General features: G+C 47.9%; 25 protein-coding genes. 1 reads left to right on the top strand and 24 read right to left on the bottom strand.

What is annotated here, in order from left to right:
* Positions 1-51 precede the first annotated feature (51 nt).
* From ACGHCT_RS09530 to ACGHCT_RS09510, 5 genes are all read right to left on the bottom strand, one after another.
* The gene (locus ACGHCT_RS09530; protein ID WP_103711216.1) at positions 52-1,077 is read right to left on the bottom strand and encodes an MtaA/CmuA family methyltransferase; all 1,026 of its coding nucleotides are present in this window, start codon (positions 1,075-1,077) and stop codon (positions 52-54) included.
* Between the two features lie 97 nt (positions 1,078-1,174).
* On the bottom strand, positions 1,175-2,458 hold the full coding sequence (locus tag ACGHCT_RS09525; protein WP_072851433.1) for a TRAP transporter large permease: 1,284 nt from the start codon (positions 2,456-2,458) through the stop codon (positions 1,175-1,177).
* 2 nt (positions 2,459-2,460) lie between these two features.
* Entirely contained in the window at positions 2,461-2,982 is a 522-nt protein-coding gene (locus ACGHCT_RS09520) for a TRAP transporter small permease (RefSeq protein ID WP_072851435.1), read from the bottom strand.
* Between the two features lie 18 nt (positions 2,983-3,000).
* A complete protein-coding gene (locus tag ACGHCT_RS09515; RefSeq protein ID WP_072851437.1) occupies positions 3,001-4,083 on the bottom strand; it encodes a TRAP transporter substrate-binding protein in 1,083 nt (360 codons plus the stop codon).
* Between the two features lie 196 nt (positions 4,084-4,279).
* Entirely contained in the window at positions 4,280-5,404 is a 1,125-nt protein-coding gene (locus ACGHCT_RS09510; RefSeq protein ID WP_072851439.1) for a sugar diacid recognition domain-containing protein, read from the bottom strand.
* Positions 5,405-5,647: 243 nt separating this feature from the next.
* Here ACGHCT_RS09510 and ACGHCT_RS09505 point away from each other — a divergent pair, with 243 nt between their 5' ends.
* Positions 5,648-6,856, top strand: a complete 1,209-nt coding sequence (locus tag ACGHCT_RS09505) for a uroporphyrinogen decarboxylase family protein (RefSeq protein ID WP_072851441.1) — start codon at positions 5,648-5,650, stop codon at positions 6,854-6,856.
* 59 nt (positions 6,857-6,915) lie between these two features.
* Here the strand turns inward: ACGHCT_RS09505 and ACGHCT_RS09500 are convergent, their stop codons facing one another.
* The 19 genes from ACGHCT_RS09500 to ACGHCT_RS09410 form a co-directional block, all read right to left on the bottom strand.
* A complete protein-coding gene (locus ACGHCT_RS09500; protein WP_072851444.1) occupies positions 6,916-8,286 on the bottom strand; it encodes an aldehyde dehydrogenase in 1,371 nt (456 codons plus the stop codon).
* Between the two features lie 83 nt (positions 8,287-8,369).
* Positions 8,370-9,554 (bottom strand): iron-containing alcohol dehydrogenase, encoded by a 1,185-nt coding sequence (locus tag ACGHCT_RS09495; protein ID WP_390439710.1) that lies wholly within the window; start codon positions 9,552-9,554, stop codon positions 8,370-8,372.
* A gap of 32 nt (positions 9,555-9,586) precedes the next feature.
* Positions 9,587-10,168, bottom strand: a complete 582-nt coding sequence (locus ACGHCT_RS09490; protein WP_390439708.1) for a hypothetical protein — start codon at positions 10,166-10,168, stop codon at positions 9,587-9,589.
* Positions 10,169-10,348: 180 nt separating this feature from the next.
* Positions 10,349-11,767: an NAD(P)/FAD-dependent oxidoreductase gene (locus ACGHCT_RS09485; RefSeq protein WP_072851448.1), complete on the bottom strand. Its 1,419-nt coding sequence runs from the start codon at positions 11,765-11,767 to the stop codon at positions 10,349-10,351.
* A gap of 116 nt (positions 11,768-11,883) precedes the next feature.
* Positions 11,884-12,147 (bottom strand): glyoxalase, encoded by a 264-nt coding sequence (locus ACGHCT_RS09480; protein ID WP_072851450.1) that lies wholly within the window; start codon positions 12,145-12,147, stop codon positions 11,884-11,886.
* A complete protein-coding gene (locus tag ACGHCT_RS09475) occupies positions 12,147-12,935 on the bottom strand; it encodes a Cof-type HAD-IIB family hydrolase (protein WP_072851452.1) in 789 nt (262 codons plus the stop codon). The genes ACGHCT_RS09480 and ACGHCT_RS09475 overlap by 1 nt, the downstream gene beginning before the upstream one ends.
* Positions 12,928-13,596, bottom strand: coding sequence for an HAD family hydrolase (locus ACGHCT_RS09470; RefSeq protein ID WP_072851454.1), 669 nt, complete (start codon positions 13,594-13,596; stop codon positions 12,928-12,930). Before ACGHCT_RS09470 ends, ACGHCT_RS09475 begins: the two co-directional genes overlap by 8 nt.
* Positions 13,589-14,185, bottom strand: a complete 597-nt coding sequence (locus tag ACGHCT_RS09465) for a Maf family protein (RefSeq protein WP_390439705.1) — start codon at positions 14,183-14,185, stop codon at positions 13,589-13,591. Before ACGHCT_RS09465 ends, ACGHCT_RS09470 begins: the two co-directional genes overlap by 8 nt.
* Positions 14,186-14,308: 123 nt before the next feature.
* On the bottom strand, positions 14,309-15,511 hold the full coding sequence (locus tag ACGHCT_RS09460; protein WP_390439703.1) for a GGDEF domain-containing protein: 1,203 nt from the start codon (positions 15,509-15,511) through the stop codon (positions 14,309-14,311).
* A 105-nt stretch (positions 15,512-15,616) separates the two neighbouring features.
* Positions 15,617-16,621: a Gfo/Idh/MocA family protein gene (locus ACGHCT_RS09455; protein ID WP_390440165.1), complete on the bottom strand. Its 1,005-nt coding sequence runs from the start codon at positions 16,619-16,621 to the stop codon at positions 15,617-15,619.
* Between the two features lie 124 nt (positions 16,622-16,745).
* Positions 16,746-17,792 carry a carbohydrate kinase family protein gene (locus ACGHCT_RS09450; RefSeq protein ID WP_390439701.1) on the bottom strand — a complete coding sequence of 349 codons (1,047 nt, stop codon included), beginning with the start codon at positions 17,790-17,792 and terminating at the stop codon, positions 16,746-16,748.
* The gene (locus ACGHCT_RS09445) at positions 17,789-18,703 is read right to left on the bottom strand and encodes a 6-phosphogluconolactonase (RefSeq protein ID WP_390439699.1); all 915 of its coding nucleotides are present in this window, start codon (positions 18,701-18,703) and stop codon (positions 17,789-17,791) included. The genes ACGHCT_RS09450 and ACGHCT_RS09445 overlap by 4 nt, the downstream gene beginning before the upstream one ends.
* Before the next feature lie 43 nt (positions 18,704-18,746).
* A complete protein-coding gene (locus ACGHCT_RS09440) occupies positions 18,747-19,451 on the bottom strand; it encodes a PIG-L deacetylase family protein (RefSeq protein WP_390439697.1) in 705 nt (234 codons plus the stop codon).
* 4 nt (positions 19,452-19,455) lie between these two features.
* A complete protein-coding gene (locus tag ACGHCT_RS09435; RefSeq protein ID WP_390439695.1) occupies positions 19,456-20,670 on the bottom strand; it encodes an AGE family epimerase/isomerase in 1,215 nt (404 codons plus the stop codon).
* Between the two features lie 28 nt (positions 20,671-20,698).
* Positions 20,699-21,697 carry a Gfo/Idh/MocA family protein gene (locus ACGHCT_RS09430; RefSeq protein ID WP_072851470.1) on the bottom strand — a complete coding sequence of 333 codons (999 nt, stop codon included), beginning with the start codon at positions 21,695-21,697 and terminating at the stop codon, positions 20,699-20,701.
* A gap of 37 nt (positions 21,698-21,734) precedes the next feature.
* A complete protein-coding gene (locus ACGHCT_RS09425; RefSeq protein WP_390439693.1) occupies positions 21,735-22,943 on the bottom strand; it encodes an ROK family protein in 1,209 nt (402 codons plus the stop codon).
* Between the two features lie 207 nt (positions 22,944-23,150).
* Complete coding sequence (locus ACGHCT_RS09420; protein WP_390439691.1) at positions 23,151-24,257, bottom strand: zinc-binding dehydrogenase; 1,107 nt, start codon at positions 24,255-24,257, stop codon at positions 23,151-23,153.
* A 13-nt stretch (positions 24,258-24,270) separates the two neighbouring features.
* A complete protein-coding gene (gene thrC / locus ACGHCT_RS09415; RefSeq protein WP_390439689.1) occupies positions 24,271-25,524 on the bottom strand; it encodes a threonine synthase in 1,254 nt (417 codons plus the stop codon).
* Positions 25,525-25,569: 45 nt separating this feature from the next.
* Positions 25,570-26,724, bottom strand: coding sequence for a pyridoxal phosphate-dependent aminotransferase (locus ACGHCT_RS09410; protein ID WP_390439687.1), 1,155 nt, complete (start codon positions 26,722-26,724; stop codon positions 25,570-25,572).

The raw sequence follows: 26,724 nt of genomic DNA, 5'->3' as shown, positions 1-26,724 counted from the left end.
CGGCCAGACCCGACGTTTTGGCGGTCTTGCCGTATTTTATAGGTACATCTTCTATTTATGGATCTTACTGTACTCTTTTACCGCATCCACAATAGCAATAAGATTTTGGTTCGGCGTGAGCACAGGCACTGCGCATTCCGGGGAGATCAGTACGATGCCTGTATCCAGAAGATCAAACACCTGCTTTTTTATCTCCTCCGGCGTGCCTTTGAACAGAAGCTTCGGATTGTTCACTCCCCCTGTAAGCAATATCTTATCCCCGGCGAGCTTCAGCATTTCCCCGGCATCATTTCGGGAATCAAAATGAAAGGCTTCAAATCCTGATTCGCTGATGAGGGCAATGCGGTCTAAGGTCTTTCCGCAGGCATGCATAATCACAGGGCCTGATTTTTTCAGCCACCCATGATTTATCCGCTTATGGATTGGCAGCAGGAACTCTTCATAGGCTTTGGGGCTGCAGAGATCCCCGCTCACGTGATCGCCCCACAGGATAATATCCGCGCCGGCTTCAAACTGGGCTTCCGCAAACATGACAGAGACAGGGGCGAACGCCTCCAGATAGGCAGACGCCTTCTCCGGGTCCAGAGCGGTTTCTAATAAAAACTGCTCGGTACCGCACATATTATAGGCCGTTGTCCATGGGCCAAATACTTTTCCGATGATTGCCACTTCATCCCCATACCGTTTTTTCAGAAGACGAATGGCATCCAGCACTACCTTAACCGGCTGCCGGTCCAAAAAATCAGAGGGTATCTTTACCTGGGACGGATCCTTTATGGGATGGCGCCGTATCACAGGCATGGCATCCCCTTTTCCCCACTCCACCTCTGCACCTAAGGCTGCGGCGGAGTGCACAACGCTGAACTTCGGCATAACGGAATCAAATCCCAGAAGTTCTCTTCCGGCAGCAGCCGCTAAAGCCATCTTTTCCCCGTCCAGATGCACATCAGGGAATTTTAAGCCGTATGCTCTCATACTGTCCATGGTAATTACTGACGTGGGGTTAATAACCGGTGCTCTGTCCACCGGCTTTCTTGCAAAAGCTGCCATAACTCTTTCTTTTGATGTCATTTCCATATAACTGATTCCTCCTTGCTGTTTCTTTCCTCCTGTAAGCAGACATTCCTCTGCCGCCGCCCTGGATAGCAGACTGCGGCCAAAAGCAGTCTGTGCTTTATGCGGGCATCAGGATGCCGGGCAGCCATGTTACAAGCTCCGGTACCAGTGCAATAATAAAGGTTAATACGCTGAGCACCAGGACATACGGCCAGACCAGTCTCATAACCTCTCCGATTCTAGCCTTCGCAAGGCTGGAGGAGATAAAAAGAAGTATCCCCACCGGAGGTGTCACTGCCCCGATAAGCAGAGTAACCACTGTGATAACGCCAAAATGTACCGGACTGAACCCGTAAGCGGCTGCCATGGGGGCAAGAACAGGCACCATGATGATCAAAGCTGCGTTGGATTCCATAAAAAGGCCGATGATAAGCAAAAATACTACAATGATAATGATAAAGATATTAGGATCTGCAGTGATCCCATGGAGTACGGCTCCAATCTGTGCAGGGAAATTATTAATGGTTAAAAGCCAGCCGAAGACAGAGGCGATACCAATGATCAGCATAGGGATTGTGGTGGCAACCGCTGCCTTATACAGAATGTCTTTGATGTCCCGAAGCTTGATATTCCCGCTGGCAAATCCCACGATAAATGCGTACGCGGACGCAATAGCCCCTGCCTCTGTAGGCGTAAATATGCCGGAAAGAAGACCTACGATAATTATAACAGGCATCAAGAGCGCCCAGAATGCATCCTTAAAGGCAATCCAGATTTCTTTCATGCTGGAACGCCGGTGGGTGGGATAACCCCTTTTCGCCGCCACATAATAGGAAAGAGCCATCAGGGAAATTCCAAACATGAGTCCCGGTATGATGCCTCCGATAAACATCTGTCCCACGGATACACTTGTCATAGAGCCATAGATTACCATCATGATACTCGGCGGGATGATAGGCCCGATGGTAGACGCAGAGGCCAGTACTGCCACCGCATAATCTTTGTCATATCCCTCATCCAGCATGGAGGGAATGAGAATGGAGCCAATGGCTGAACAGTCTGCGGACGCTGATCCGGACACCCCTGCCATAAGCATACTGGATAAAATGGTAACCTGCGCATGGCTTCCCTTAAAATGTCCCACTAGCGCAGATGAGAACCGCACCAGCTTCTTCGTGATCCCCCCCCGGGTCATCACCTCCCCCGCCAGAATAAAGAGAGGCACTGCCATCATGGAGAAGGAATCCAGCATTACAAAGATTCGCTGAGGCGCCACGATTCCCGGCAGATTTCCCTGTACCAGCAGAGCGATGATAGAAGACGCTCCGATGGCCACGGCAATCGGCATTCCCGTAAACATCAGTACGAAAAACAGAATAATTAATACAAGTATTACCTTCATATTTATGCCTCCTCTTCGGGTACCGGGACCTCAATGTGAAAGCAGATTTCATAGAGTATGCAGGCCCCAAACACAAAGGAACAGAGATACCCGAGAAACATTCCGAGATAGGGAATTCCAATGGGTATGCGCATGGCTGGAGTGGGGGTAAAAAATGTCTGTCCCATCAATATGGCCGTATAAATCCCCAGGTATCCCATAACCCCCATAATGACCAGCGCATAGAAGGCTTTTACCCATTTCTGCACAGGCGCGGGAAGCTTGGAGGAGAGAAAATCGATTCCGATATGCTGGTCATGCTTCAGTGCAATGGAACTGGCCATCATGATAGCAAAGATTCCAAGATATCTGGCAATCTCCTCTGTCCAGAGGAGCGGTTTGTTGAATACATACCGAAAGAGCACCTGAAGCAGGGTAGCTGCCAGTATTCCCAGAAAGGTAACTGCGGAAATCCATTCTATAATTTTCTCAAGGATATAGATAAACCGAAAATAGATTCTGTGCGGAATTGCTTTTTTATCCATATGTATACCTCATCTGCTTTACTCTTTCAGCTTTTGAATACTGTCCATAAACTCCTGGGCATTTAGTTCCTTTACATATTTTTCCTGCACGGAGGCACAGGCATCCATAAGCGGCTGGCGGTCGATTTCGTTCAGTTCACATCCGGAATCCACCATTGCCTGCAGGGCGGCCTCGTCTGCCTCCAGGAATTTTTCCCATTCAAAGTCTGTGGCCTCCTTCATGGTATCCAGCATAATCTGCTGTACGTCCTCCGGAAGTGACTGGAATTTCTGTTCATTGATGAGGGGACAGATGGTGCTGAAAATATGGTTGGTCCTTGCAATGTATTTGCCTACCTCATGGAATTTGCTAGTATACATGGGCTCTGCAGCCACCTCAACTCCCTCTACCACACCTGTCTGCATGGCAGTATACACTTCGCTGTAAGGGATAGGCGTAGGATTGGCTCCAAGCGCGGTGAACATATCAATATAGACCGGTGTCTCAGGCGCACGCATTTTGACTCCCTGAAAGTCTTCCAGCTTTTCAATTTTTTTGTTGGTGGTCATCATCACCCGGAACCCGGAACACCATCCGGCCATCATGCGGATTCCGTTCTGTTCCAGCAGTTTGTCTGCCAGTATCTGACCCGGTTCTCCGTCCAGGCTGGCCCTGGCATGGTCATAATCCTCAAATAAAAACGGCAGATCCAACAGCCCGAATTCCGGTGTTATATTCATAATGAGTGCGGATGTGTTCAGAGTCATATCAATAGTTCCCAGCTTTAGGCCTTCCAGCACATCTCTTTCCCCTCCCAGCTGGGCGGCAGGATAGACTTCAATCTTGACTCTCCCGTCTGTTCTCTCATAGATAAGGTCTGCATAATGCTTTATGGCAACATCATAAGCGCTGTCTATGGCTGTGTGGTGCGCCAGCTTTAGCACTACGGTATCTCCGGAGGCCGGCTTCTCCTTTTCTGCGGTTTCTTCTGTACCGCTGTCCTCTTTGTTTTCCTTTGTCTCTGTCTCCTGTTTCTCCGGTGCCTTATTGCAGCCTGCCAAAAAGCAGCTGCATGTCAAAATCGTACCCAATGTTAACGCAATTACCTTTTTCATCTTCATTTCTTACCTCTCCTTTCGTTCTAAGAGAACTCACCTCTCCTCTTCGCCCCCGCAGAAGAAGTGCGCAAAAATTGTTTTCTCTTTTATGAGTTTTGGTATTGTTATTGTATAATAATATGTTCCCCTAGGCTATCGCGCGATAACATAAAAATGTTTTCGTTTTTTGTGCTGTCAACATAAGAAATGAACCAAATATCTATTTTTTATTGTTTTTCATAAAGTAATGAAGATATTCCAAGAATTCCCTGTCTGAAACCTGCTGCATAGGGTTTACTCCTAATAATTCTCTGATTTTATTAAAACGGAATACCAGGGTGTTTTTATGTACATAGAGTTCTTTGCTGCTAATATTAAAATTATAGTTGTTCTTTTGCAGGGTTTCTGTGAGCTCCAGGAAATTTTCCCTGGTTTTCTCATCCATCATATTTTCATATACTCCATAGATATCCCTGTATTCAACCATGGCGATTAAACTTTTCATATATTCATTTACGTGTTCGTAGAAGTAGGATACCTTTTCTTTTGTGTTGTTTTTCAGCCAGATACAATGCTGATAGCCTGTCCTGTACTTTTCGTACCTGTCCTGGAAGGTCCCGACACAAAACTGATATCCCGCACCTGCCATGTCCAGATAATTTTTACAATACGAGATATACTCCGTCACCGTCTCTTTATAACTGGATAAGCTCTCTGGCACAGGCTTAAAGCTCTTAAAGATCACCAGCTCCTTATCCCGAACTACTGATATAATATCCTGTCTGCTGTACAACGCACTGTCTTTCAGTTTTCTCTGTACCGTTGGAACATCTGCCATATCGTCCAGCAGAAGGTAGACAGGAAGGCGGATATACTTTTCCTCCCATCCCAGGGTCGCTGCATCTTCCCGCAGCTTTTCTATATCTGCAACTTCATTCGTAAGTATTCCGTAGATAAAGCGCTCCTTCATACTTTTTCTCTGTGCGCTCTGCCTGTGCTGCAATTCAAACTCATACATAGTCTCGATGGCAAACTGCATCACTTTACCTATCTCCCGGACTTTCGCAGGTTCACCTGTGACACCAATAGCGCCTATCCGTTTTCCCTTTTGAATCACCGGCAGCATCACCCCTGGACGCACCCCTAAATATTTTCCACCATCGGGAACCTCTATAATATCTTCATCCCCATGGATAATCCAGTAGGCCACTTCATGAAAATCTCCAATCCGCTCTGCGTCTTTGCTGGCTATAATCACGCCTCTCTCATCCATAATATTAATATTATATTCCGTAGACTCCCCTGCCTTTTCAATAAACTTTTCTGCCAAAAAATTATCCAGCAATGTAACATCTCCTTCATTTTACATTTTCTATCTATTTTAGTTCTTTTCATGATAACATTACACTTTTTTAATGTCTAGCAGATTATAAATCTGGCATTTTTTTACAGTATTTTCTGTTCCAGGAATACAATTTATCTATCAATATTTGGTTTCTTAACCCATGAGAATATTCCCTGGCTGTGATATACTCAACAAAATCAAATAGATCCATTACCCCCGCAGTGGATTCAAAAGGAGGACTCTATGACTATTAAAGAACGTATTCTGGCTACTCTGAAGGGGGAGCCCACGGATGCTTTGCCTTTTGTCCCTCGCCTGGATATATGGTACAATGCAAATTCCAGAAATGGTACTTTGCCGGCCCCTTACAGACATGCCACACTGAAAGAAATAACCGATGATCTGGAATTGGGATACCATGCAATTATTCCGGATTTTAAGGATTTTATAAACCCGGAGGACGGGGATTTGGATGTAGGCATAGGTATTTATCATCTGAAGAACCACCCTTACCGGTTAAAGCTCCACAATGTCAGACGCACCCATCAGTGGACAGGCGATGGTATTCTGAAAGTCAGATATGAAACGCCGAAAGGCGATATCACCACCACTGTTGTGCACAATAAGGAGATGAAAAAAAACGGGATTACACTGTATGTGATTCGTGAACATGCCATCAAATCCCCGCAAGACTATGCTGCTATGGCATATATTTTTGAAAATATGGAAGTAATCCCTGATTACAGCAATTACTCACAGTTTCAGCAGGAATACATCGGTGATCGGGGGGTAGCAGTTGCCTTGTCTGCCATGTGGGCTTCCCCCGGCCATTATCTGATTAAGGAACTGATGGCTTTTGATACGTATTATTATGAACAGTACGATAATCCGGAGGAGATGGATGCTTTCATACAGCAAATCACTCCTTTTTGCCAGAAACTTTTTGATGCGGCAATCAATAGTCCTGCGGAAATTATTCTGTCCGGAGCCAATTATGACGCATCATTTACTGCACCTGCAATGTACGAGGAATATATTCTTCCGGCTCTTAGGCAGCAGTCCGAAATCGCCCACAGCAAAGGAAAATTCATAGCAACTCATACAGATGGAGAAAACACGGGACTTCTGGAATTATATAAACGGTCTGGTTTTGATCTTGCAGATTCTATCTGCCCTGCACCTATGACCAAAATTTCACTGGAGGATACCCGGCGCATCTTTGACGGAACGTGTACCATCTGGGGAGGAATCCCCTCTATCTCCGTATTGGAGGACTCTATGGATGATGTGACGTTTCAGAGATTTATAGATCAAAAATTTGAAAATCTCGGGCGGGGAGATCACTTGATTTTATCTGTAGCAGACACCGTGCCTCCTGCCGCCAAGTTTGAGCGGATTCTCTATCTTCAGAAAAAAGCCCGGGAATTTGGTCCTGTAATGCCTTCCTTATAAATACAACAAGGCACAAATCTCTAAAATCATCTGAGATTTGTGCCTTGTGTTCCTCCGAACTATTTTAAAAACATCCTCAAAAGCTTCTCTTTTCCTGAAGTATACGGCTGATAACGGATGGGGAGATCGATCCAGTTGTATTTTTTTACCATGCTTTTTTTATGGCTGAAGGTATCAAAACTAAGCTTCCCATGGTAGCTTCCCATACCGCTGCCTCCCACACCTCCGAAGCCCATCCGGGAGGTCGCCAGATGGATAATGGTGTCATTCACACATCCCCCTCCAAAGGAAAGGCTGCCCAGGATCTTTTTTTCTGTCTCTCTGCTCCTTGTAAACAGATAGAGGGCCAGGGGCTTTTCTCTCTCCCGGACAAAAGAGACAGCCTCCTCCAATGTATCATAGGTGAGGACCGGGAGAACCGGTCCGAAAATCTCTTCCTGCATGACAGGAGACTCCCCGGTAATGTGATCCAACACCGTAGGCGCTATCTGCAGAGTCTTTTCACAGCCATATCCGCCCTCCAGAATCTCCTCCCCCTGAATAAGTCCCAGAACCCTGCGGTAATGTTTTTCATTGATCATCTTGGGATAATCCGGGTTTTTCAGGGGCTCTTTCCCCAGCATTGCGGTGATCCAGTGCCGAACATACCCCAGCAGTTCTGTTTTGACAGAACGATGCACTAACAGATAGTCAGGCGCCACACAAGTCTGTCCGCTGTTCAGATATTTTCCGAACACCAGACGTTTGGCAGCCAGCTTCAGATCAGCAGTCTCATCTATGATACACGGACTTTTTCCTCCCAGCTCCAACGTAACCGGCGTAAGATACCTGGATGCCTTTTCCATCACCATTTTTCCCACCTGAACACCGCCGGTAAAGAATATATAGTCAAACCGCTGCTCCAGTAGCTGGGTATTCTCATGGCGCCCCCCCTCGACCACAGCCACGTACTCTTCCGGAAAAGCCTCACTTATCATCTTTTTGATTACCGCTGAGGTTGCCGGGGAATAGGCAGAGGGCTTCAGGACACAGCAGTTGCCGGCGGCAACTGCACCGATCAATGGTTCCAGGCACAGCATAAACGGGTAATTCCAGGGGGACATAACAAGGGTTACCCCATACGGCTCGGGGATTACATAGCTTTTCGCATGGAACTGAGACAATGGGGTCAGAACCTTCTGTTCTCTCATCCATTTTGCCAGATGCTTTCTTGCATAAGAAAGCTCACTCAAAGTAAGCCCTACCTCTGTCATAAAGGATTCAAAGGAAGATTTATTCAGATCCGAGGATAAAGCCCTTTGTATTTCCTGTTCGTTCCTTTTGATGGAAGCTTCCAGCCGCTCCAGCGCCTTCATTCGGAACCCGCAGCTTCTGGTCTTTCCTGTATAGAAATATGCTCTCTGCTTTTTTACTAATTCTTCAATCTCCATAAATACCTCCCTGAAACTTCTGCATCTATGCCTGTTCTGATTTGGTAACCGTAAGTATACTCCATCTTTCAGGCCCTGTCAATTTAGTATGCTTGTTTTAGAAGCTCCAGAATATCTCCCACTCCGGCCTGCCGGGGATTTACTATCATTGCTCCGTCATTGACCGCCGTGTTCGCCGCCTGCTGAAAATCTTCTTCCTTTACGCCCAATTCCTTCAGGCTAAGGGGAAGGCCGCAGACATTGTGAAGTCTGCTTTCTATATTGCGTATCTCCCTTATCAGCTGCTCTGCCCTCTCCTTTGCAGGTGTTCTGCTATAGATGTCGTCCCCCGCCAGGTACAGCAGGAGTTCCCCATACTCTTTTCTGCATTTTTCCAGGTTATATTCCATTCCGTAAGGCAGGAGTACAGTCATAGCATCGCCGTGGGGGATATGGCAGACACCCCCAAGGGCATGCCCCACCGCATGGACAATACCTACCATAGAGTTGGAAAAAGCGGCGCCTGCCATCATAGATGCGTTTGCCATTGCAAGCCTTGCCTCTTTATTTTTTCCGTTTGCGGCGGCCTTCTCCAGGTAGGTGCCGATCATCTTTACAGCAGATATAGCATAGGCGTCACTGAGAGGATTTTTCTGAAGGCAGCTGTATGCCTCAATGGCATGGCATAGGGCGTCCATCCCTGTGGAGGCAGTCATCCTGGGAGGTAATGTCTCTGTCATACGGACATCCAGAACCGCCACATCTGGCTGAAGATAGTAAGAGATGAATTCCATTTTCAGTTTTCTTGCCTCATTTTTTATTACAGCCACCAGAGTGGACTCGGATCCGGTTCCGGATGTTGTGGGGATGGCGATGAAGGGGATCTGCTCTCCTCTTTTCATACTCTCACATCCAAGAATTTCCATAATGTCCCCCGCATGCTGGGAGAGAATCATCCTTGCGCCTTTTGCAGTATCGATCACGGATCCGCCGCCCACCGCTACAATGCCGTCGCAGTTATTTTCCTTATAATAGCTTCCGATACGGTTAACGACTTCCAGGGAAGAGTCTGCAGGGATATCTGTATAGATCCCCCCAATCTCTGTTCCCCCTGAGAGAAGGGCATCCAGCACCACCTGGAGGGTTCCCAGCTTTTGCAGCATCCGATCCGACAAAATCAGAGGCCGCAGGCAGCCCAAGTTATCTAGTTCCACCGGTATATTTTCCAAAGCAAAAGCTCCCGAAAGAATCTTCGCAGAGCTCTGAAATTCATAATATTCTGGTATCATAGTTTTATCTTTTTCCTTTCTCTGATGCACCGTCAGCTGGCCCCGCCGGCTGTTCTGGCAGTATAGGTAATCTTATTCTCTCTTGTCATCCGGTAGCGTCCTGACAGAATCCCCCCTGCAATACGGATGTACAAGCCAAGGGCACTCATCTCTTTTTCCGGGATCTCCTTTAGAATTCTTCGGATAATAAATTGGGGAAACAGATATGCTTCCGCCACATCCACACTTCTTGAAAAGGACATGGCAGTCCCAATATCACCCTTCATGGTAAATCCGTGGGCGGCATAAGCCCCCGCGATTCCCATCTGTCCTGTGAAAACTAAAAAGGCACTGTCAATACTTTTAAACTGAAAACAGGTATCATAGTCAGACTGTACCCTGGGATCCAGCCGCTCCAATCCCCTGCCGGTCTTTCTGATATATAGACTCGGACCATCTTTCTGGCACTGCAGACAATATGTCATTCCATGTTTCCAGCTGTCAACCTCTCTTTGTATCCGGGAATCTCTTTTGTATAATTCAAACAGCCCTCCGTAGAGAACATAAAGGACAATTCTTTCTGCTCTCTTCTTTATACGGTTGCTCCATTTCTTTTTCCTACTCATGTTGCTCATAGATCCGTCACCTTTGTCCTCATTCAGTTTACAGAATACCTCTTAATTGGTATCTGCTGGAAGTATATCATATTTTTATTTGTATTTCAATTATTTTGATTTACAAAGTATTTGAAATAAAAAGGGGACAGGGGAAATTGAAAATGGGACACCCCTGCCCTAATTTGGGACGTGTTCTTTCTAGAAAGAACACGTCCCAAAAGTTGTCCCCAAAATACTTCTGGCAACGCTGATACCGTTTGCAGATGCCTGCTGCAGCCCTCTGGTGACGGATGCTCCGTCCCCCACTGCCCGCAGTCCTTTGATGCTGGTCTGGAATTCTCTGTCCACTACTACTTTATTGGAATAGAATTTTACTTCCACCCCGTACAGAAGGGTTTCATCGCTTGCAATCCCCGGGGTTACTTTATCCAGGGCATCAATCATCTCAGCAATATCTACCATGATCCTGTGGGGAAAGACCAGAGACAGATCTCCTGGTACTGCGTCTTTCAGGGTTGGAATCAGGTTATTTCTGCACAGCCGCTCTTCTGTCGTACGCCGGCCCCTGCGGAAGTCGCCGAAGGTCTGCACCATGATTTTGCCGTCGCAGAGCATATTGCTCAGCTGGGCAATCTGTTTGCCGTACTCGATGGGTGTCTTGAAAGGTTTCGTGAAGTTTTTAGACACCAGCAGAGCAAAGTTGGTGTTATTTGTCTTATATTCCTGAGATTTGTAAGCATGTCCATTGACCACTGCCAATCCATTTTCGTAGTATTCCGTGGCGACCTCTCCGGAAGGGTTTGTGCAGAAGGTACGCACTTTGTCGTCAAAGGTAGGTGTGTGGTACACCAACTTTGCCTCGTAGAGGTTCTTATTCAGAAAATCCATCACCTCGTCCCGCACTTCTACACGCACCCCGATGTCTACGGTTCCCACATTTGTCTCTATGCCGTGGTCCCGGCAGATGTGGCTGAACCAGTCTGCCCCTTCCCTTCCCACAGCGGCCACAAATTCTGTGCCCTCATAGCGTTCCCCGTCTTCTGTCACTACTGCCTTTGCCTGATTGTCTGTAATCTCAATATCTGTCACCATGGTATTGAATTTCATCACAATCCCTTGTTCCAGCAGAAAATCCTGGAGACGGTGATAGATCTTGTATCCCTCTTCCGTACCCAGATGGCGGATGGGACACTCTACCAGCTTAAGATTAGCCATAATGGCTTTTCTGCGTATCTCTCGGATCTCTGCCTCCTTGTCCACACCGTACACCTTTGTGTCTGCCCCGAACTTCAGATAAACATTGTCGGATTCTTTCAATAATTTTACAGTTTCCTCATACCCAAGAATCTCGGGAAGATTTCCTCCTACATCAGGAGATAAAGACAATTTCCCGTCTGAAAATGCCCCTGCTCCCGCAAAGCCTGTGGTAATGGCACAGGGCTGACATCCCATACACTTATTCGTTTTCCGTTTGGGACACTGCCTTTTTTCAATCGAGCGCCCCTTCTCAATCATTAGAATTTTCATATCCGGTTTCTGACGAATCAGCTCATAAGCGCAGAAGATACCGGATGGTCCTGCCCCGACAATAATTACATCATATTTGTTACATCCCATTTGTGTCTCTCCTTTTTCTGTCTCTCACAGCAGTAAGCTGCCCGACAGTCTGCCCTCTAAAGGCCGGCCTGACGGACAGCTTACTGCTGTTCTGTCTTTTCCATGTAAAACGCCTCTCAGCCCTCTACAATCAGATACTGCCCGTTGGGCAGTTTGAACACTTCGCTGGCTTCCTCCAACTCATCATTGCTCATGGTTTCTACATCCATCCCGCTCTCGTCAAAATATGCCCGAACTTCCTCCATGGAATCCACCACAACAGCCATGCAGTCCTCCAGAAACGCCTCTGCTTCTTCCAGTGTCTCTGCCACTGGTTCATCAAATAACTGTTCTTGATGACTTAAGAAATACGCCAAACACTCATCACTGTACTCTTCCATTATACTCTGCCTCCTTTTTCTATAATTTTCTTTAATACAGGTTCTACTCTCTCTGCAGAATATCTGCAGATTTGTCTTACCCCTTCCTGGGCATTGGTCATAGCGTAACTGTACTTTACCGCCTGCAGCATTTCCACGTCATTATAGTGGTCTCCAAATGCCATACATTCCTCCGGCCGGATCCCCAGCTGTCTCTGCAGCCGTTTTATAGCGCTGCCTTTATTCGCCCCCACAGGAGTCATATCCAGCCAGACACTGCCGGATGTGACTACAGTTACTTTTGATCCGAAGGTTTCCTTCCAGTAATCTTCTGACTGAGCAATCCCCCTTTCGTCGTACACTGAGATCTTCATATATTCTTCTTCTACTGCGAAAATGTCGTCTACAACGGTTACATGATTCTTGACAACATTGACCATGTGATTATAATAAGCGGGGCTCTTCGGCTGAATATAACAGGTACGTTCCCCGGATAGCAGAATCTCTGCATTGTCCTTATTCCATATGGTATGCATGATCTCCTGTCCTAATTCTCTGGGCAGGATATCTTTATGTAATATTTTATTTTTATACTGTGAGAGGCACCCATTTTCCGCAATATAGGCAATTTCTTCCCTCACAGGTGCAAACAGGCGTTCCAGATTGGGAATCTGTCTGCCGCTGGCAGCCACAAACAAAATTCCCATTTGCGTGAGCCGGTGTACCAGCTCCCACATCTCCGGTTCCAGATCGCGTTTTCCATCCTGCAGAAGTGTGCCGTCCAAATCGCTGGCTATCATCTTAAGCATACTGTCCATCCTCCAGGATCTCCAGAATCTGCTCCGGATGCTCTATCAAAAACTTAGCGTGATGTTCTCTTAATTCTTCTGCGGGCCGGAATCCCCAGGTTACCCCCACGGTATCCATTCCTGCAGCTCTTCCTGTATCCATATCTGTATTCGTATCCCCCAGGTACAGACATTCCGCCGGCTTTACTCCCAGCTTTTCAGCAAGGTACAGTGCTCCGTCCGGCGACGGCTTTTTGGGTATCTGCTCCGTCTGGCCCTGGATCATGGAGAAGAAACCCTTACCAAAAATAGTCTCCACCACATGAACCGCTTCCAGGTGGGGTTTGTTGGAAAATACGGCTATCTCTAGTCCCATGTGCTTTACAGCCTCCAAGACCGGAAAAATCCCCGGCATTGGCTTTACATGATATAAGGGATCCATGGCAAACCACTTTCGAAAAAGAGTTTTCCCTTCCTCATAGTGCACCCCTGCGGTATCCCCGGCTGCTGCCAGAGCTCTTTTCAGTGCCGTATCCACACCATCTCCGGCAAAATAATTATAATCTTTCACCGGCTGTGGGGGAAGGCCAAAGTGCTCCAGTACCATATTCCCTACTCTGGCAATAGACTCTACCGTGTCCGCCAGTGTGCCGTCCAGATCAAATATACACAGTTTATACATGAGAGATCCCTCCTCCGGGAATCCCTGCCCTTTTCAATTCCTGATACAGGCGGCTGACAGGAAGCCCAACCACATTATTATAATCTCCCCGGATCTCCTTCACAAATACGGCAAACCTCCCCTGTATCCCATAGGCGCCTGCCTTATCCATGGGTTCACCGCTCTCTACATATGCCCGGATCTCCTCCCGATTCATGGGATAAAATGTCACTTCCGTTTTTTCTGAAAATGTATGGACCTCACTGTATTTCCCCTTCCGGACGATAAAAGTCACACCCGTATAGACCTCATGGGTTTTCCCCTGAAGACTCTCGAGCATTTCTGCCGCCTCCTGCTTTGTAGAAGGCTTTCCCAAAACTTTTCCCTGAAAAAAAACGATGGTATCAGCCCCCAGTATAACTCTGTCTCCCCGAACCTTTTCGGCAATATCACTGCACTTTAGAAAGGATAATTCCTCCACTATCTCACTGGGTTCTGTCTTTGTAATTGTTTCCTCTGCATCACTCGGCCTTACCTCAAAGGAAATACCTGCCTGCTGCAGGAGTTCTCTCCGTCTCGGCGATGCTGATGCCAGTATCACGGGTTCCATAATAACATCTCCTTGTCTGCTCTATCACTCTTTATATTTTCTGCTCTCCTGTACTGTCAGCCGGAAACAGAACAGCCTGTCATCCAACCATATTATATCCTACGCTGTGACAGCAGACAAGAACTATAGCGTATCCTTACCGATTATCACCTGATTCTTGCCCTTTTGTTTGGCCTGATACAGCAAAATGTCTGCCTGGCGGATGCAGTGCTCCAGCCTCATCGAAGGATCCAATGTCTGTGTAACCATACCTGCACTGATGGTTACATAGGGGAATGGAGCCTGCCGGTTCTCCAGCTTTCTCTGTTCCAGATCCAGCCGGGCCTTGTTGACCTTATCAGCAATCGCTTTCCCATCCTTTCCTGCAATAATAACAAGAAATTCTTCTCCCCCATAGCGGAGCAGATGACCATCGGGCATGTCCAGATGAGACTTCAGCAGTCCGGCAATTAAGGCAATGCAGTCATCCCCGGCCTGGTGCCCATAAGTGTCATTATATATCTTAAAGTTATCAATATCTATCATTACAAAAGTAACCTGTCTGCTGTCCTTCTGAAACTGCTCCCAGACCTGGGGCATCACTTCTTTCAGATAGCGTCTGTTATAGAGTCTGGTCAGCTCATCTGTCAAAACCTGTATGTGCAGTTTGCGGTTCATCTCCTCGATTTTCTCTTTCTGGCTTACAATAATTTTTCTGGAATGAAAGGTCTCCAGCCCATTATTATATCTCATAGCCGCAATCAGCACTGCCATGATAGTTGCACAGGCCGTATTGGTGTAATTCCCTATGTTATTTGTAGGTGCCGGCTGGAAGGTGGGAAACAAAAGCATCAGTATTATCTGGTTGATGCCAAGAACAATCACAGCCTCCCATGGGCGATAGCTGACAAATACAGAGACAGAGAGAACAATGCACAGATATACGCTGACATTCTCCGTCACTCTCTGATCATACAGAGTCACAGCAGTGCCCCACAGACAAAACAGGCCACTTTCTGCCACTGCCAGCTTTAAACAGAGTCCCGCATGCCGGTCCACATCCTTTTCAAATATCAGGCAGAACACAAAACCGGCCAGACTGATGGTAAAAAGAAAGATGTACAGTACAAAATACACCCTGTGAGAGTGCACGGACAGCCCGCCGTCACGGACGAAGGCCATCATATACATGTTGAACAGCTCAAACACCATTACAACCACTGACAAATACTTGCAGATCCTAAGGGTATGGGCTGCCCGTTCTGTCTCGAATTCCTGACGCATTTCTTCAGGGAGGGTTTTCGTAAATACTCTTTTTAATTTGTCCGTCATAGCTTGCATTCTCATCCTATCCTCCCCGTTTTATGAGCAGAATCCTTGCATCATATTTTACAATACATGTGGTTATAGCAAAAGTCAATACTTCACCGGCTTTTCTGCAGATAGCTTCCACTAAGCCTCAAAGGGGAAGCGCATTCCCCAGGATCCCCTGATTTCATCCATTACTTTCATAATCCGGATGGTTTCGCTGTGGGGCATCTCCGGACACTCGGTTCTCCCTTCTTCTATGGCTCTGATTGCCGACAGCACTTCATATTCATAGCCGGTAATCTGTTCCGGCACCTCGTAGGCAGCAACCTCCTTCCATTCCAGAGAGAATACACTTACCTTCTGGGGATTGTTGATATTATCAACCACCAGATATCCTTTTTCCCCGTATACAATTCCTCTGCGGTCGGTCTGCGCAAGCATGGTTGAGGTAAGTACTGCCATCCTTCCTTCCTTAAAGCACAGAGTAATGCTGTCCATAGCATCCACTCCGGTGTCTGCCATCACCGCCGAGGAAGTGATATTCGTTATATTTTTTCCGAAAATCATAGATGCAAAATTAATCGGATAGACAGAAAGATCAAGCAGTGCTCCTCCAGCCAGCTCCGGGCGTATCATGCGCTCATTCTGCGCCACAAGATATCCCAAATTCGCCGTTAAAAGGGTGGGCGTTCCAATGACTCCGCTGTCTAACACTTCCTGGATCATGGATACCGACGGCATATATCTGGTCCATATTGCCTCTGTGAGCAGCAGCTTTTTTTCTTCCGCAAATGCAATCATTTCCTCTGCCTGAGCGGCATTCGCAGTAAATGCCTTCTCACAAAGTACATGTTTGCCGTGCTGAAGGCACATCATGCCGTGAGCAAAATGATGAGAATGCGGGGTCGCTATGTATACAAGCTCCACCTGGGGATCCTTCAGCATATCCTCATACGAACCATAGGCACAGGTAAACCCCCATGTTTCCGCAAATGCTTTTGCCCGCTTACTATCTCTTGCTGCAACGGCATATGCCTCAGCCTGGGGCATCCTTGTGATTGTTTTCGCCATCAGAGCAGCGATCCCACCCGCCCCCAGAATTCCTATCTTTGTTTTCTTCATGCTCGTATGCCTCGCTTTCTTTATTTTCTTCTATTCTACACAAACCGGCGATAATGTACAACCCTTCTGTACAGCAAAAGGGCATAGCCGAAATGACTATGCCGTTCTGCTGTATCATTCTTCTTTATCGGATCGTACCTTTGTGCGATCAAACTTTTATGTCTGTGCAGCTGATTCCTGCAGTATCCAGAATTTCCGGCCCTGTTTCCCAGGCAATACTGTCTTCACACTGTACTGCCAGCCCTGCACAGAGAGTTCCTAATTCTGCCGCACTTAAAAGCTCTGTCTCCCCCGCCGCAGGCTCTCTGCTGCTTTTTTGAAGAGGCAGTCCCAGACAAAGCCCTGTAATCGTTCCTCCCAGAAAGGCGTCTCCTGCACCTGTAGTGTTTTTCACGGAGACCTGAGCAGCCGGCAGATATTCCAGGTGCCGCCCTGCCATGGTGTATGCTCCATGTTTTCCAAAGGTAACCAGAAGCTGTATCTCAGGATTTAATCTCTCTATCTGTTCATACAATCGCAGCACCAGCTTCTCCTCAGAACTTTCCTGTGTCTCTCCTTTCATCCCTTTGTCCATAGCACCGAGCACTGCCCTGGCCTCCTCCTCATTCACAGCCAGGAGATCGCAGAAGGTAAATGCTTCCGCCTCCAGAAATGCTTCCGCCTCCGCCGCAGGAACTGATAGTACGCAAAATGCCCCTTTTTCCTTCCCCTCCCGCAGCAGGGCAATCCTGCTCTCCTGGGAAACCTCCGGAATAGCTGCCACTAGCGTGTTGGCGTCCACGGACAGTGCTTCCATACTTGATCTGATATACCCGGGGGTGACCTTGGAAGCAGCGCTGTTAATGACTGTCATATTGCAGCCCTCTTTGTCCGGATACTGCAGGCATACGCTGAGCATAGTTCCGAGTTCCTCTGACCTGCCCATATATTCTGTGTGCATCCCGGCAAGCCTCATTTCCCCCAGCAGTTCCTCCCCCATGGTATCCTGCCCCACATAGCTGAGGGGATAGACTTCTGTCTGCTTCCCTATCAAGGCTGCTATATAATGAAATACAATATGCAGCTTGCAGTAGTCTCTGGCAGGACTCCTATGTACCAGACGTGATTCACTGCGTCCCAGGGTATCCTGTATCGGACTCAGAAGCAGCATTCCGGTCCCTACACCGCCGGTTCCCACTACCTTGTCGAATCTCATTCCCTACCGTCCTTTCTGCTGGCGGCAATCCCCCGGAATTCCCACTCCGGATGCTCGCTGATGGGATGACAGGCAGTCTCTCTGGTAGCAGTAATCAGGGCATCCGGATGCTCCTGCAGGAGAGTCATAGGGTATTCTTCTGTAAGAGGTGAAAAAAGTGCAACCCGCAAAGCCGTCTGCTTCCATGAGCCTGTTGCTGAATACACTCTGATCTTTTTTGCTTTCAGGCATTCTTTTGCTCCCAGAGTCACAGACATAGGAGGCATAAACTGCCAGCCCGCCCCAAAGCTTCTCTGAGCCAGGGCAATCATAGTGTCAATATTATTTTCCTGAACTCTGGCCGTGGAATTGCGGATATCGTCAATCGTAACCACAGAATACGGACTTCTCTTAGCCTGGTTAAAGGCAATATGGCCGTCCTGTCCCCAGCCTCCCATGGTATAATCTATCTCCGTCTTCTCGATCCGTTCCGACATTTCCTTCACATTATCCGGCGTCAGATAGTGCCGGTTTTCTTCCTTTACCCTGAGTTCAGGGACAACCGCCTCATAGAAATAAGTATGCATAAATGTCCTGAAATTGCTGGGGTCCTTTTCCGGAAGCAGTTTTCCCTCCCAGTCCAGATTCTCATCCATATGAAAACAGATCATATTTTTCAAAGAAATCCGTTCTTCATTTACCATTCTTGCAAATGGCGCGTACCACTCCTTTGGTCCGCAGGGAACAATTAAATGAAAAGGTCTCTGCTCCAGATTGGCTGCTTTTATCTCTTCCGCCAGATCACGCGCCATAACCTCCCCCAGCTCAGCCGCGTCCCCTACAATACGCAGGGGAACTTTACGGTCTTTATGGTCCAAAAGCTCTTCCATGGGAATGCTGCACCATTCGTATAACTTATTTAAATCCATCATAATTTTTCTCCTTTACCAGGCTTCAGGTTTTTCTTTTCTTCCCCTAAGGCAGATATCTTTCTGCTTTTACCTTCGGCCACGCATAGCAGGGGGTAAAAGCCTCCGCATAGCCGGCTCCGCACTGAAGCCCCCGGTAACGGGCACAGGTACTGACAAACTCTGCAAAATCAATGCCGTCATGGTCTTTCATCCATGTGAGCTGGCTTTCATGCTGCCTCAGCATTTCCATCTTCTGATCATACGTATCCGTAATGTCTACATATTCGGTGGGAACAAAATTAAGCCCTGCCAGGGTATCCATATAATAAATAGGTGTCAAAGTCTCATAGTAAGTTTCCCTGGTGGTGTAGTGAGGCAGCGTAGAGACAAACGAAGCGTCAAATACCAGCTTGCTCACCGCCACGTGATCCGGCATATAGTCATTAGGACTGTGGGTGATAATCACATCCGGTCTTGCATACCGGATAATGTCCATCACTTTTTCCCTGTGTTCCCGCATATCTCCGTAAATGCAGAGATCGTCAATATCACAGGTAAGTCCCTCGGCTCCAAGAAGAGCAGCGGAATTCAAGAATTCCTTTCTCCGTATGGCGCGCAGCTCGTCGGGCATAATAACCGCATGTCCCTGGTTGCCGTTGGACACGTGGCACATAAATACATCCCATCCCATCTTTTTATATCTCGCCAGAGTCCCGGCACAGGATATTTCTATATCGTCCGGGTGGGCAGCTATCGCTAAAACCCGCATACCTTTATTCCTCCTCTTCCTGCTCTGCTTCCAAATCTGCAAGCATGTGGTCACACATTACCAGCATCCTTGTCACATGGAACAGACCCTTGTAATGATTGCTTTTTATCACAGGCTCCTGCCACTTTCCTTCCCTGGTGAGATACCCCACCCATTCTCCGTACTCCGGATCTGAAAAATGCTCAAAGGAATAGTCTGCAAGTGTGTGGAACCATGTCTCATATTTATTTTCCTTCGTCAGGGTATATGCTTTCAGGGAAGCAATCAATGCCTCACTCACCGGCCACCACAGCTTCAGTTCATGCTCATACTGTTCTACGGGCCTTCCCTCTATGTCCACAAAGTACATAATGCCGCCGTACTCTTTATCCCAGCCATGCATCATGGACCAGTCAAATATATTCAGGCATTTTTCAATGACATCGTCGCCCAGTCCCATAGCTTCCGCCTCCTGGATCAAAAACCAGCAGGCCTCAATACTGTGTCCGGGATTAATGGTTCTGCCCACAGGCTCATCGATGAATTCACCATTTGGGCCTACATTCTCAAACAAAGCCTGGTGCTCCTCATTATAATGGTACTGTAATAAATCTGATATGTATTTTTTGCTCCGGTCATCGTACTTCTCCCTGTTTTCGGGGTCGCACCTGCGCATAATAGAAGTCACATTCAGCAGGATCATCACATTGGCCAGCCCCCGCATTGGCCGTACTTCAGGGTTATACTTAGGAGGCATCTTAAAGGGATCGCTGTCCGGATTCTCATAAAGCTCCACTACCCTGTCGTAGACACGCCTGGCATCCGCCAGCGCTTCTTTGTCACCGGTGGCCACTGAATATTCTGCATTTCCCAGTATATAGAAGGTCTCACTGAAAAAGTACCGTCTCTTGCGTACCGGTCTGCCGTCCCTTGTCACCAGAAAATACATTCTTCCGTCCGTGTCGAAGCAGTGCTGATTCATAAAGTCCTTACAGCTTTTTGCAATCTCAAGCCATTCCGGGCGCGCTCCGTACACATTACACAGATAGGAATACGTCCACAGGACTCTCCCCTGGAACCATACCCCCTTGTCACTGGAAAACGGTTTTCCTTCCCGGTCCAGGAATGTGGGCATACCTCCATATTCCTGATCCAGCTTATCCCCCCAGAAAGGCAGCATACGGTCAAACAGTTCTCTCTGCATCATCTTCCGGTATTCTTTTATTTTTTTAAGCTCCATAGTCTATATCCCCGCTTTCTTACTATTATTATTTTTCTATGGTGTACCCTGTTTTCTCCAGCACTTCATGAACTCTGTGGATGACCTTTACCGCTTCATAGCTCTCTTCTCCCGTGATAGGAGGAACTGTATTCTCTGCAACGGCCCGCAGAAATGCCCGTATCTCACGCCCCAGATCTCCGGACGGCACATCGTTCAGGTCATCCGGTTGGTATGAGGTATCAAAAAATCTGCAACCTTCTCCCTCCATGGGGGCAAACGATACCTCCGAAAATCCCAGCTCCAGTTCCAGCATGCCTTTGCTCCCCACCACCTTCATACCGGTGTCTACCTGTGAACTGTGCTGATAGGGAAGCAGCCAATGATTCTCCATCACAACCAGAGCATCATTATCCATAATCAGATGAGAGGAGGTGTAATCCCAATTAGGACTGTTGTATTTAAATCCATTGGCCGCCGCAACCTTTTTCACCTTTAAACCGGTCATCCAAAGTACCAGATCAATGTCGTGGATTCCCAGAAACCAGGCAATGCTGGTTCTCTTCCCCAGACGGCCGGCATTGGCTACCGTATTATTTCTCCAGATATTAATGTGCAGGATCTCCCCCAGCTTTCCCTGGTCAATGGCACGTTTTGCCTGAATTGCTCTGGGATCAAACCGCAGATCATGTCCCACCATCAGATAGGTTGGATCCGGGCGCTTTGCCAGAATCTCTTCGCAGTCTGCACTGGAGATAGCCAAAGGCTTTTCTACCAGTACCTTTACCTTGTTCTCAAAAGCCTTCAATATCAAATCCTTGTGCAGATCATCCGGAGTACAGATGCTGACTGCGTCCAGCCCCTGTGCAAACAGCTCTTCCGGAGTTTTGTAAACTTCCACTCCAAGCTGTTCCTTTACCTCTTCCCTTCTTTTGTCAAAGCTCTCTGCACACCCCACGAATTCCACATCCGGCTGGGCCAGATAAAACCTGGCATGGGCGTCCCCCATGTAACCCATTCCAATAACACCTGTTCTTAGCTTTCCCATACGATTACCTCCATTTTTATATGATTTTGTTTTTTGCCTACAAATCATGCTCGATTACCAGATTCCTTCCTAACTGCAAGCCTCCGTAAATGGCAGAATAAGGCGCTGCCACATACATATGAGGCTCTCTTTTCAGCACATTTTTTTCCCGCAGCATACGGTAAAAGGGTTCCGTAAACCACTCCTTAAGCAAAAGAATCCCCCCATCGATTACCACAGAATTAATTCCCAGAAGCAGCATGCCGTTCACGGCAATGGTTGCTATGTGTGTTGTCACACGGCTGATTTCCGCCTGAAGCCATGCATCCTTTCCCGCCGTTTCAGCGATAAGCTCCAGGGTAACCCGTTCCGGCTCACCCTTTGCCGCCTGGTAAAGGCTGCTGTCTCTGTGAAAATCCAGCTTTTCCTTTACACTTCCCAGCAGTGCGGACAGGGAGGCAATCGTTTCATAATCCACCGTCTCCCAGCTGCCGTCCTCCCTCAAAAGCGTGGCGTATCCAATCTCTCCTGCACTTCCGTAAGAGCACTTCAGCAGCTGGCCATCTACAATTACTCCCATACCCAGTCCTGCATCCACACGAAGGTACAGATAATTTTCCGGTAACTCCTCCCTGTCGCAGAGAGCCTGATATCCAAGGGCTGCCATGTCAATATCATTCATAACTGCAGTGGTACAGCCGAACCGTTCCTGAAACATCTCCCGCAGCGGGAGATCCGCCCACTTTTTTGCCATTTTGGCCGGCTTTAGTATCCTTCCGCTGTCATCGTATACCACTCCAGGGTTGGCAAGGGCCATACTTCCTATCTGCCCTGGGGATATTTGATATCTATTCAAAAGTGTCTCAATCTTAACCATAATATCTTCCATCATCTCCTGCGCTCCCACCGTCTCCGTAATCTGATACGTGTCAGAGGCTATCAGGTGATAACACATATCCCCCAGACTGATATCCACAAGCTCCTTTCCCAGATCTACGCTGATCAGGCAGCGGAATCTGGGATTCACATTATACACCATGGGCTTTCTGCCGTATGAAGCCTCCTCATTAGGTGTCTCCTCCACAATCGCCCCCAGTTTCAGCAGTTCATCCATATTGCTGGTAACGCTGACTACACTCAGCTTTGTCAGTTTCGATATCTCTTTCTTGGTCAGAGGTCCCTGATTCAGCATAAGACGAAGGATTACCTTCTTGTTATTATCCTTAATATGCTTTTGACTTCCTGTTCCCAACCCTCTGTTCTCCATTTTTTCATCTCCCGGTTAATATATTAAATTGACTTTTTAAACTCACTTTATTATATTGTCATTGTATCTTTTTCCGGGGGAACTGTCAAGCAATTTTAGATAGATTTACAAAAAGGGACAGGCCGGGGGGCAAAGGGGGACGTGTTCTTTCTAGAAAGAACACGTCCCCCTTTGCCCCCCGGCCTGTCCCTTTTTGCCATTTACGCCTTACTCTCTGACCCAGACTGCCTTACAAATATGGTTTTGCTTTTTAGAAAAAATCATTTCAAAGGCTTTCTCGTAATCCTCCGGACGGAACCGGTGGGTGATAACACCTTTATGATCAACCTGACCACTCTGCACAAGCTCCATAGCTATCTGAAATTCTGGCTTATCCCCGGCCATGCAGTAGCTGCTGGAAGCCAGAACCGACAACTCTCGGTAGAGTATGGTTGACAGAGATACCATGCTAGGACTTGCAGTGCCCCCAAACATAATAATCTTTCCTCCCACAGCAGCCATCTCTACTGCCTGGGAAAACGCATTGGAATTGCCTCCTACACACTCATAGGCCTGATCCACTCCCCTGCCGCCGGTCAGTCTCATCACTTCTTTTACCGGATCCTCGTTGCTGTCCAGCACAATGGAATGAGCTGCTCCGTATTTTTCTGCCATCTGAGCCTGATGCCCGTATTTGGCAACTGCAATGATCTTGGTAATCCCCATAGAACGCAATACCTGAACCATGTTAATGCCAATAATTCCGCATCCCACAACGGCAACGGTATCTCCCAGCTGCGGTTTCCCTATCATGGCTCCGTGAACGTTTACTGCCAGTACATCCAGAATTGCCCCTTCCTCATAACTCATAGAATCCGGCATTGGATATACATGGTTTTCATGGACAATGGAATACTCTCCGTATCCTCCGGGCAGCATCCTCTTCATAGGCATGCCCACGTGTGACACACCATCCAGACACAGCTGATACCGGCCGCTGAGGCACATGGGGCAGCTTTTCCCAAAATCAATGCAGCCATGAAGGGGTTCTACTGCAACACGATCCCCTACTTTTACCCGGGTCACACCCTCACCCGTTTTCACTACATCACCGGCATTCTCATGGCCCAGTACAGCCGGAAACAATTTGTCCGGCATCTTATCTCTGGTCTGCCCCCGAAGGGCCATAAGATCCGCACCACAGATCCCGGCCGCACGGTTGTGCACCAGGACCCAGCCTTTGGGCGGGCTGGGAATCTCTACTTCTTCATAGGATAATCCTCTGGGATAGACGCTTCCGTCCCACACAATGGCCTTCATTTTTTCGTTTGCCATTCATTCTCCTCCTTTATACACAGCAATATTGTCTGAGTTCTGCCATAACAGCTGAATCTTCCCCACAATTGAGGGTTTCACCGGATATCACAGGATACCCGGGAAGGCTTTTGGCTATAAGAGGCAGATCCTTAAGGCCGCTGCCTGATATAATACATACTACAGAGTCACCCTTTTCGATCACGCCTTTTCTCCGCAGTCTCTGTACTCCCGCGATCACTGAGGCACTGGCAGGTTCTCCTATCACAGCCTCACTGGATGCCATCAGCTTCAGCCCTTCCAGAATCTCTTCATCTGTCACTGCTACCGCAAGTCCGCCTGTCTTCCGTATGATATCAAGAGCAGTTACCCCTTCAAAGGTCTCCGTATCAGCAATGGCAAAGGCAATGGTTGACGCCTCTTTCCAGAGCTCTGTGGATCTTCGGTTCTCCCGGTAAGCCTTTACAAGGGGCGCACAGCCCGCGGCCTGAATCCCTGCGAATCTGGGAATATGGGGAATCATCCCCAGCCGGAACATTTCCTCAAATCCCTGGTATACTTTTCCCAGAAGAGATGCCCCGCCAACCGGACAGAACACCCAGTCCGGAGCCCCAAACTCCATCTGCCTTCCTATTTCATATGCGATGGTCTTATAGCCCTGAGAAGCCCAGGGGTGATATTTCATAGTTGTACTCACATTTTCCCAACCCAGTACGGGGACTCCTTTCTGAACGAAATGGATACACTCTGCAATGCTGCACTCCATTCCTATCATCCTAGCCCCATAGGTCTGTATCTGCCAGGCCCTCTCCCTCACTGCTGCTGTGGGCAGGAGCACAAAGCAGGGCAGTTCACCCTTAGCCGCATAGGCTGCCACCGAGCCGGCGGCATTTCCTGCGGAGCCCAGAGCCAGGGATGCAACTCCTTTTTCCTTTGCCATAGTAACTGCGACTGTGGAAAAGCGATCTTTGTAAGAACCGCTGGGATTCAGCGTTTCATTCTTCAAATACAGGTGTTTCATATCCAGCCTTTTACCCAGACCTTCAGCCTTCAAAAGAGGAGTGTTTCCCTCTCCCAGACTCACCGGCCGGATGTGGGGTTCATAGGGGAGGAGCTTCTGGTATCCCCATATCCCCTCCCGGCTTCCTGCCCGCAGCAGCCGGCGGAATTCCTCTCTATGCTTCTCCAGGCAGTTGTCTGAAGCTATGGAACCCCCGCACCTGGGACAGATATATTCATCTCCTTCCCCCTCCCACGGGGTATTGCAGGTCATACAATACAGTGACACGTTTCTGCCTCCCTTCTGTCCGTCGTACAGCCCTATAAGGCTCCATCAGCGGTTAAAATACTGCTGCAGGCGTTTTACTGCTTCCCTGATTTCCGTCTCCGAGGAAGCATAGGACAGCCTCAGATATCCTTCCCCGTAGATGCCAAAGGCAGGGCCCGGGGTGGTTACCACCTGTACTTCCTTTACAATATCAGCCGCCAGCTGGGCAGAAGTAAGCCCGGTATCTTGTATATTCGGAAATGCATAAAAAGCGCCCAGAGGACACCGGCAGCTTACATTCTTACAGCCGTTTAGCCCCTCCACGAGAATATCCCGGTTTCTCTGGTAGCCTTTCACCATTTTTTGTATGGCCTTTTCCGTATGATTCAGTGCTTCGATGCATGCATATTGTGCAGCAGCATTCACAGAGGAGGTAACCTGCTCTATGATCTGAACCATAGCACCTATGGCTTGTTTTGGTCCGGAGGCATATCCTACCCGCCATCCGGACATGGCAAATGTCTTAGAAAAAGTATTTACTGTAATCACATGCTCCTTCATATTAGGAAGAGAGGCAGGACTCACATGTTCTGCGCCGTCATAAAGGAGACGCTCATAAGGTTCATCAGAAATTATGGTCAGATCATGCTTACGTACAAGTTTACAGATTTCCTCCATTTCCCCTCTGGATATTACACCTCCTGTGGGATTGTTGGGAGAATTGAGAACCAGTACCTTTGTCTTCTCTGTAATCCTCTCCTCAATGTTCTCCTTTGTAGGTACAAATCCATCTTTTTCATAGGCGGGCACCGGTACCATTGTTCCGCCTACAAATTTAATCTGTTCCGGATAATTGGGCCAGGAGGGAATGGGCACCAGCACCTCATCCCCCGGGTTTACCGTAACCATCATTGCCAGAAGCACTGCCTCTACTCCTCCGGCTGTGACAATAATTTCTGTTTCCGGATCCGCCTGTATCTTATTTTCCCTCAGTAATTTCTGGGATAATGCCTCCCGCAGTCCGGGAATCCCTGCATTTGGGGTGTACTTTGTATATCCTTTATACAAGGCATCTCTTCCCGCCCCGATCACATTGGGGGGTGTGGGAAATCCAGGTTCCCCAATACAGAGATTGATCACATTATCATATTCCCGGGCCAATTCAAACATAGCCCGAATCCCGGACACCGGGGGATTCAATCCTCTTTCGCTTAAATGCAT

It is taken from the genome of Lactonifactor longoviformis (assembly GCF_042848515.1).
GTDB lineage: Bacteria > Bacillota > Clostridia > Lachnospirales > Lachnospiraceae > Lactonifactor > Lactonifactor longoviformis.
This window is presented reverse-complemented; position numbering and strand designations above follow the sequence as displayed.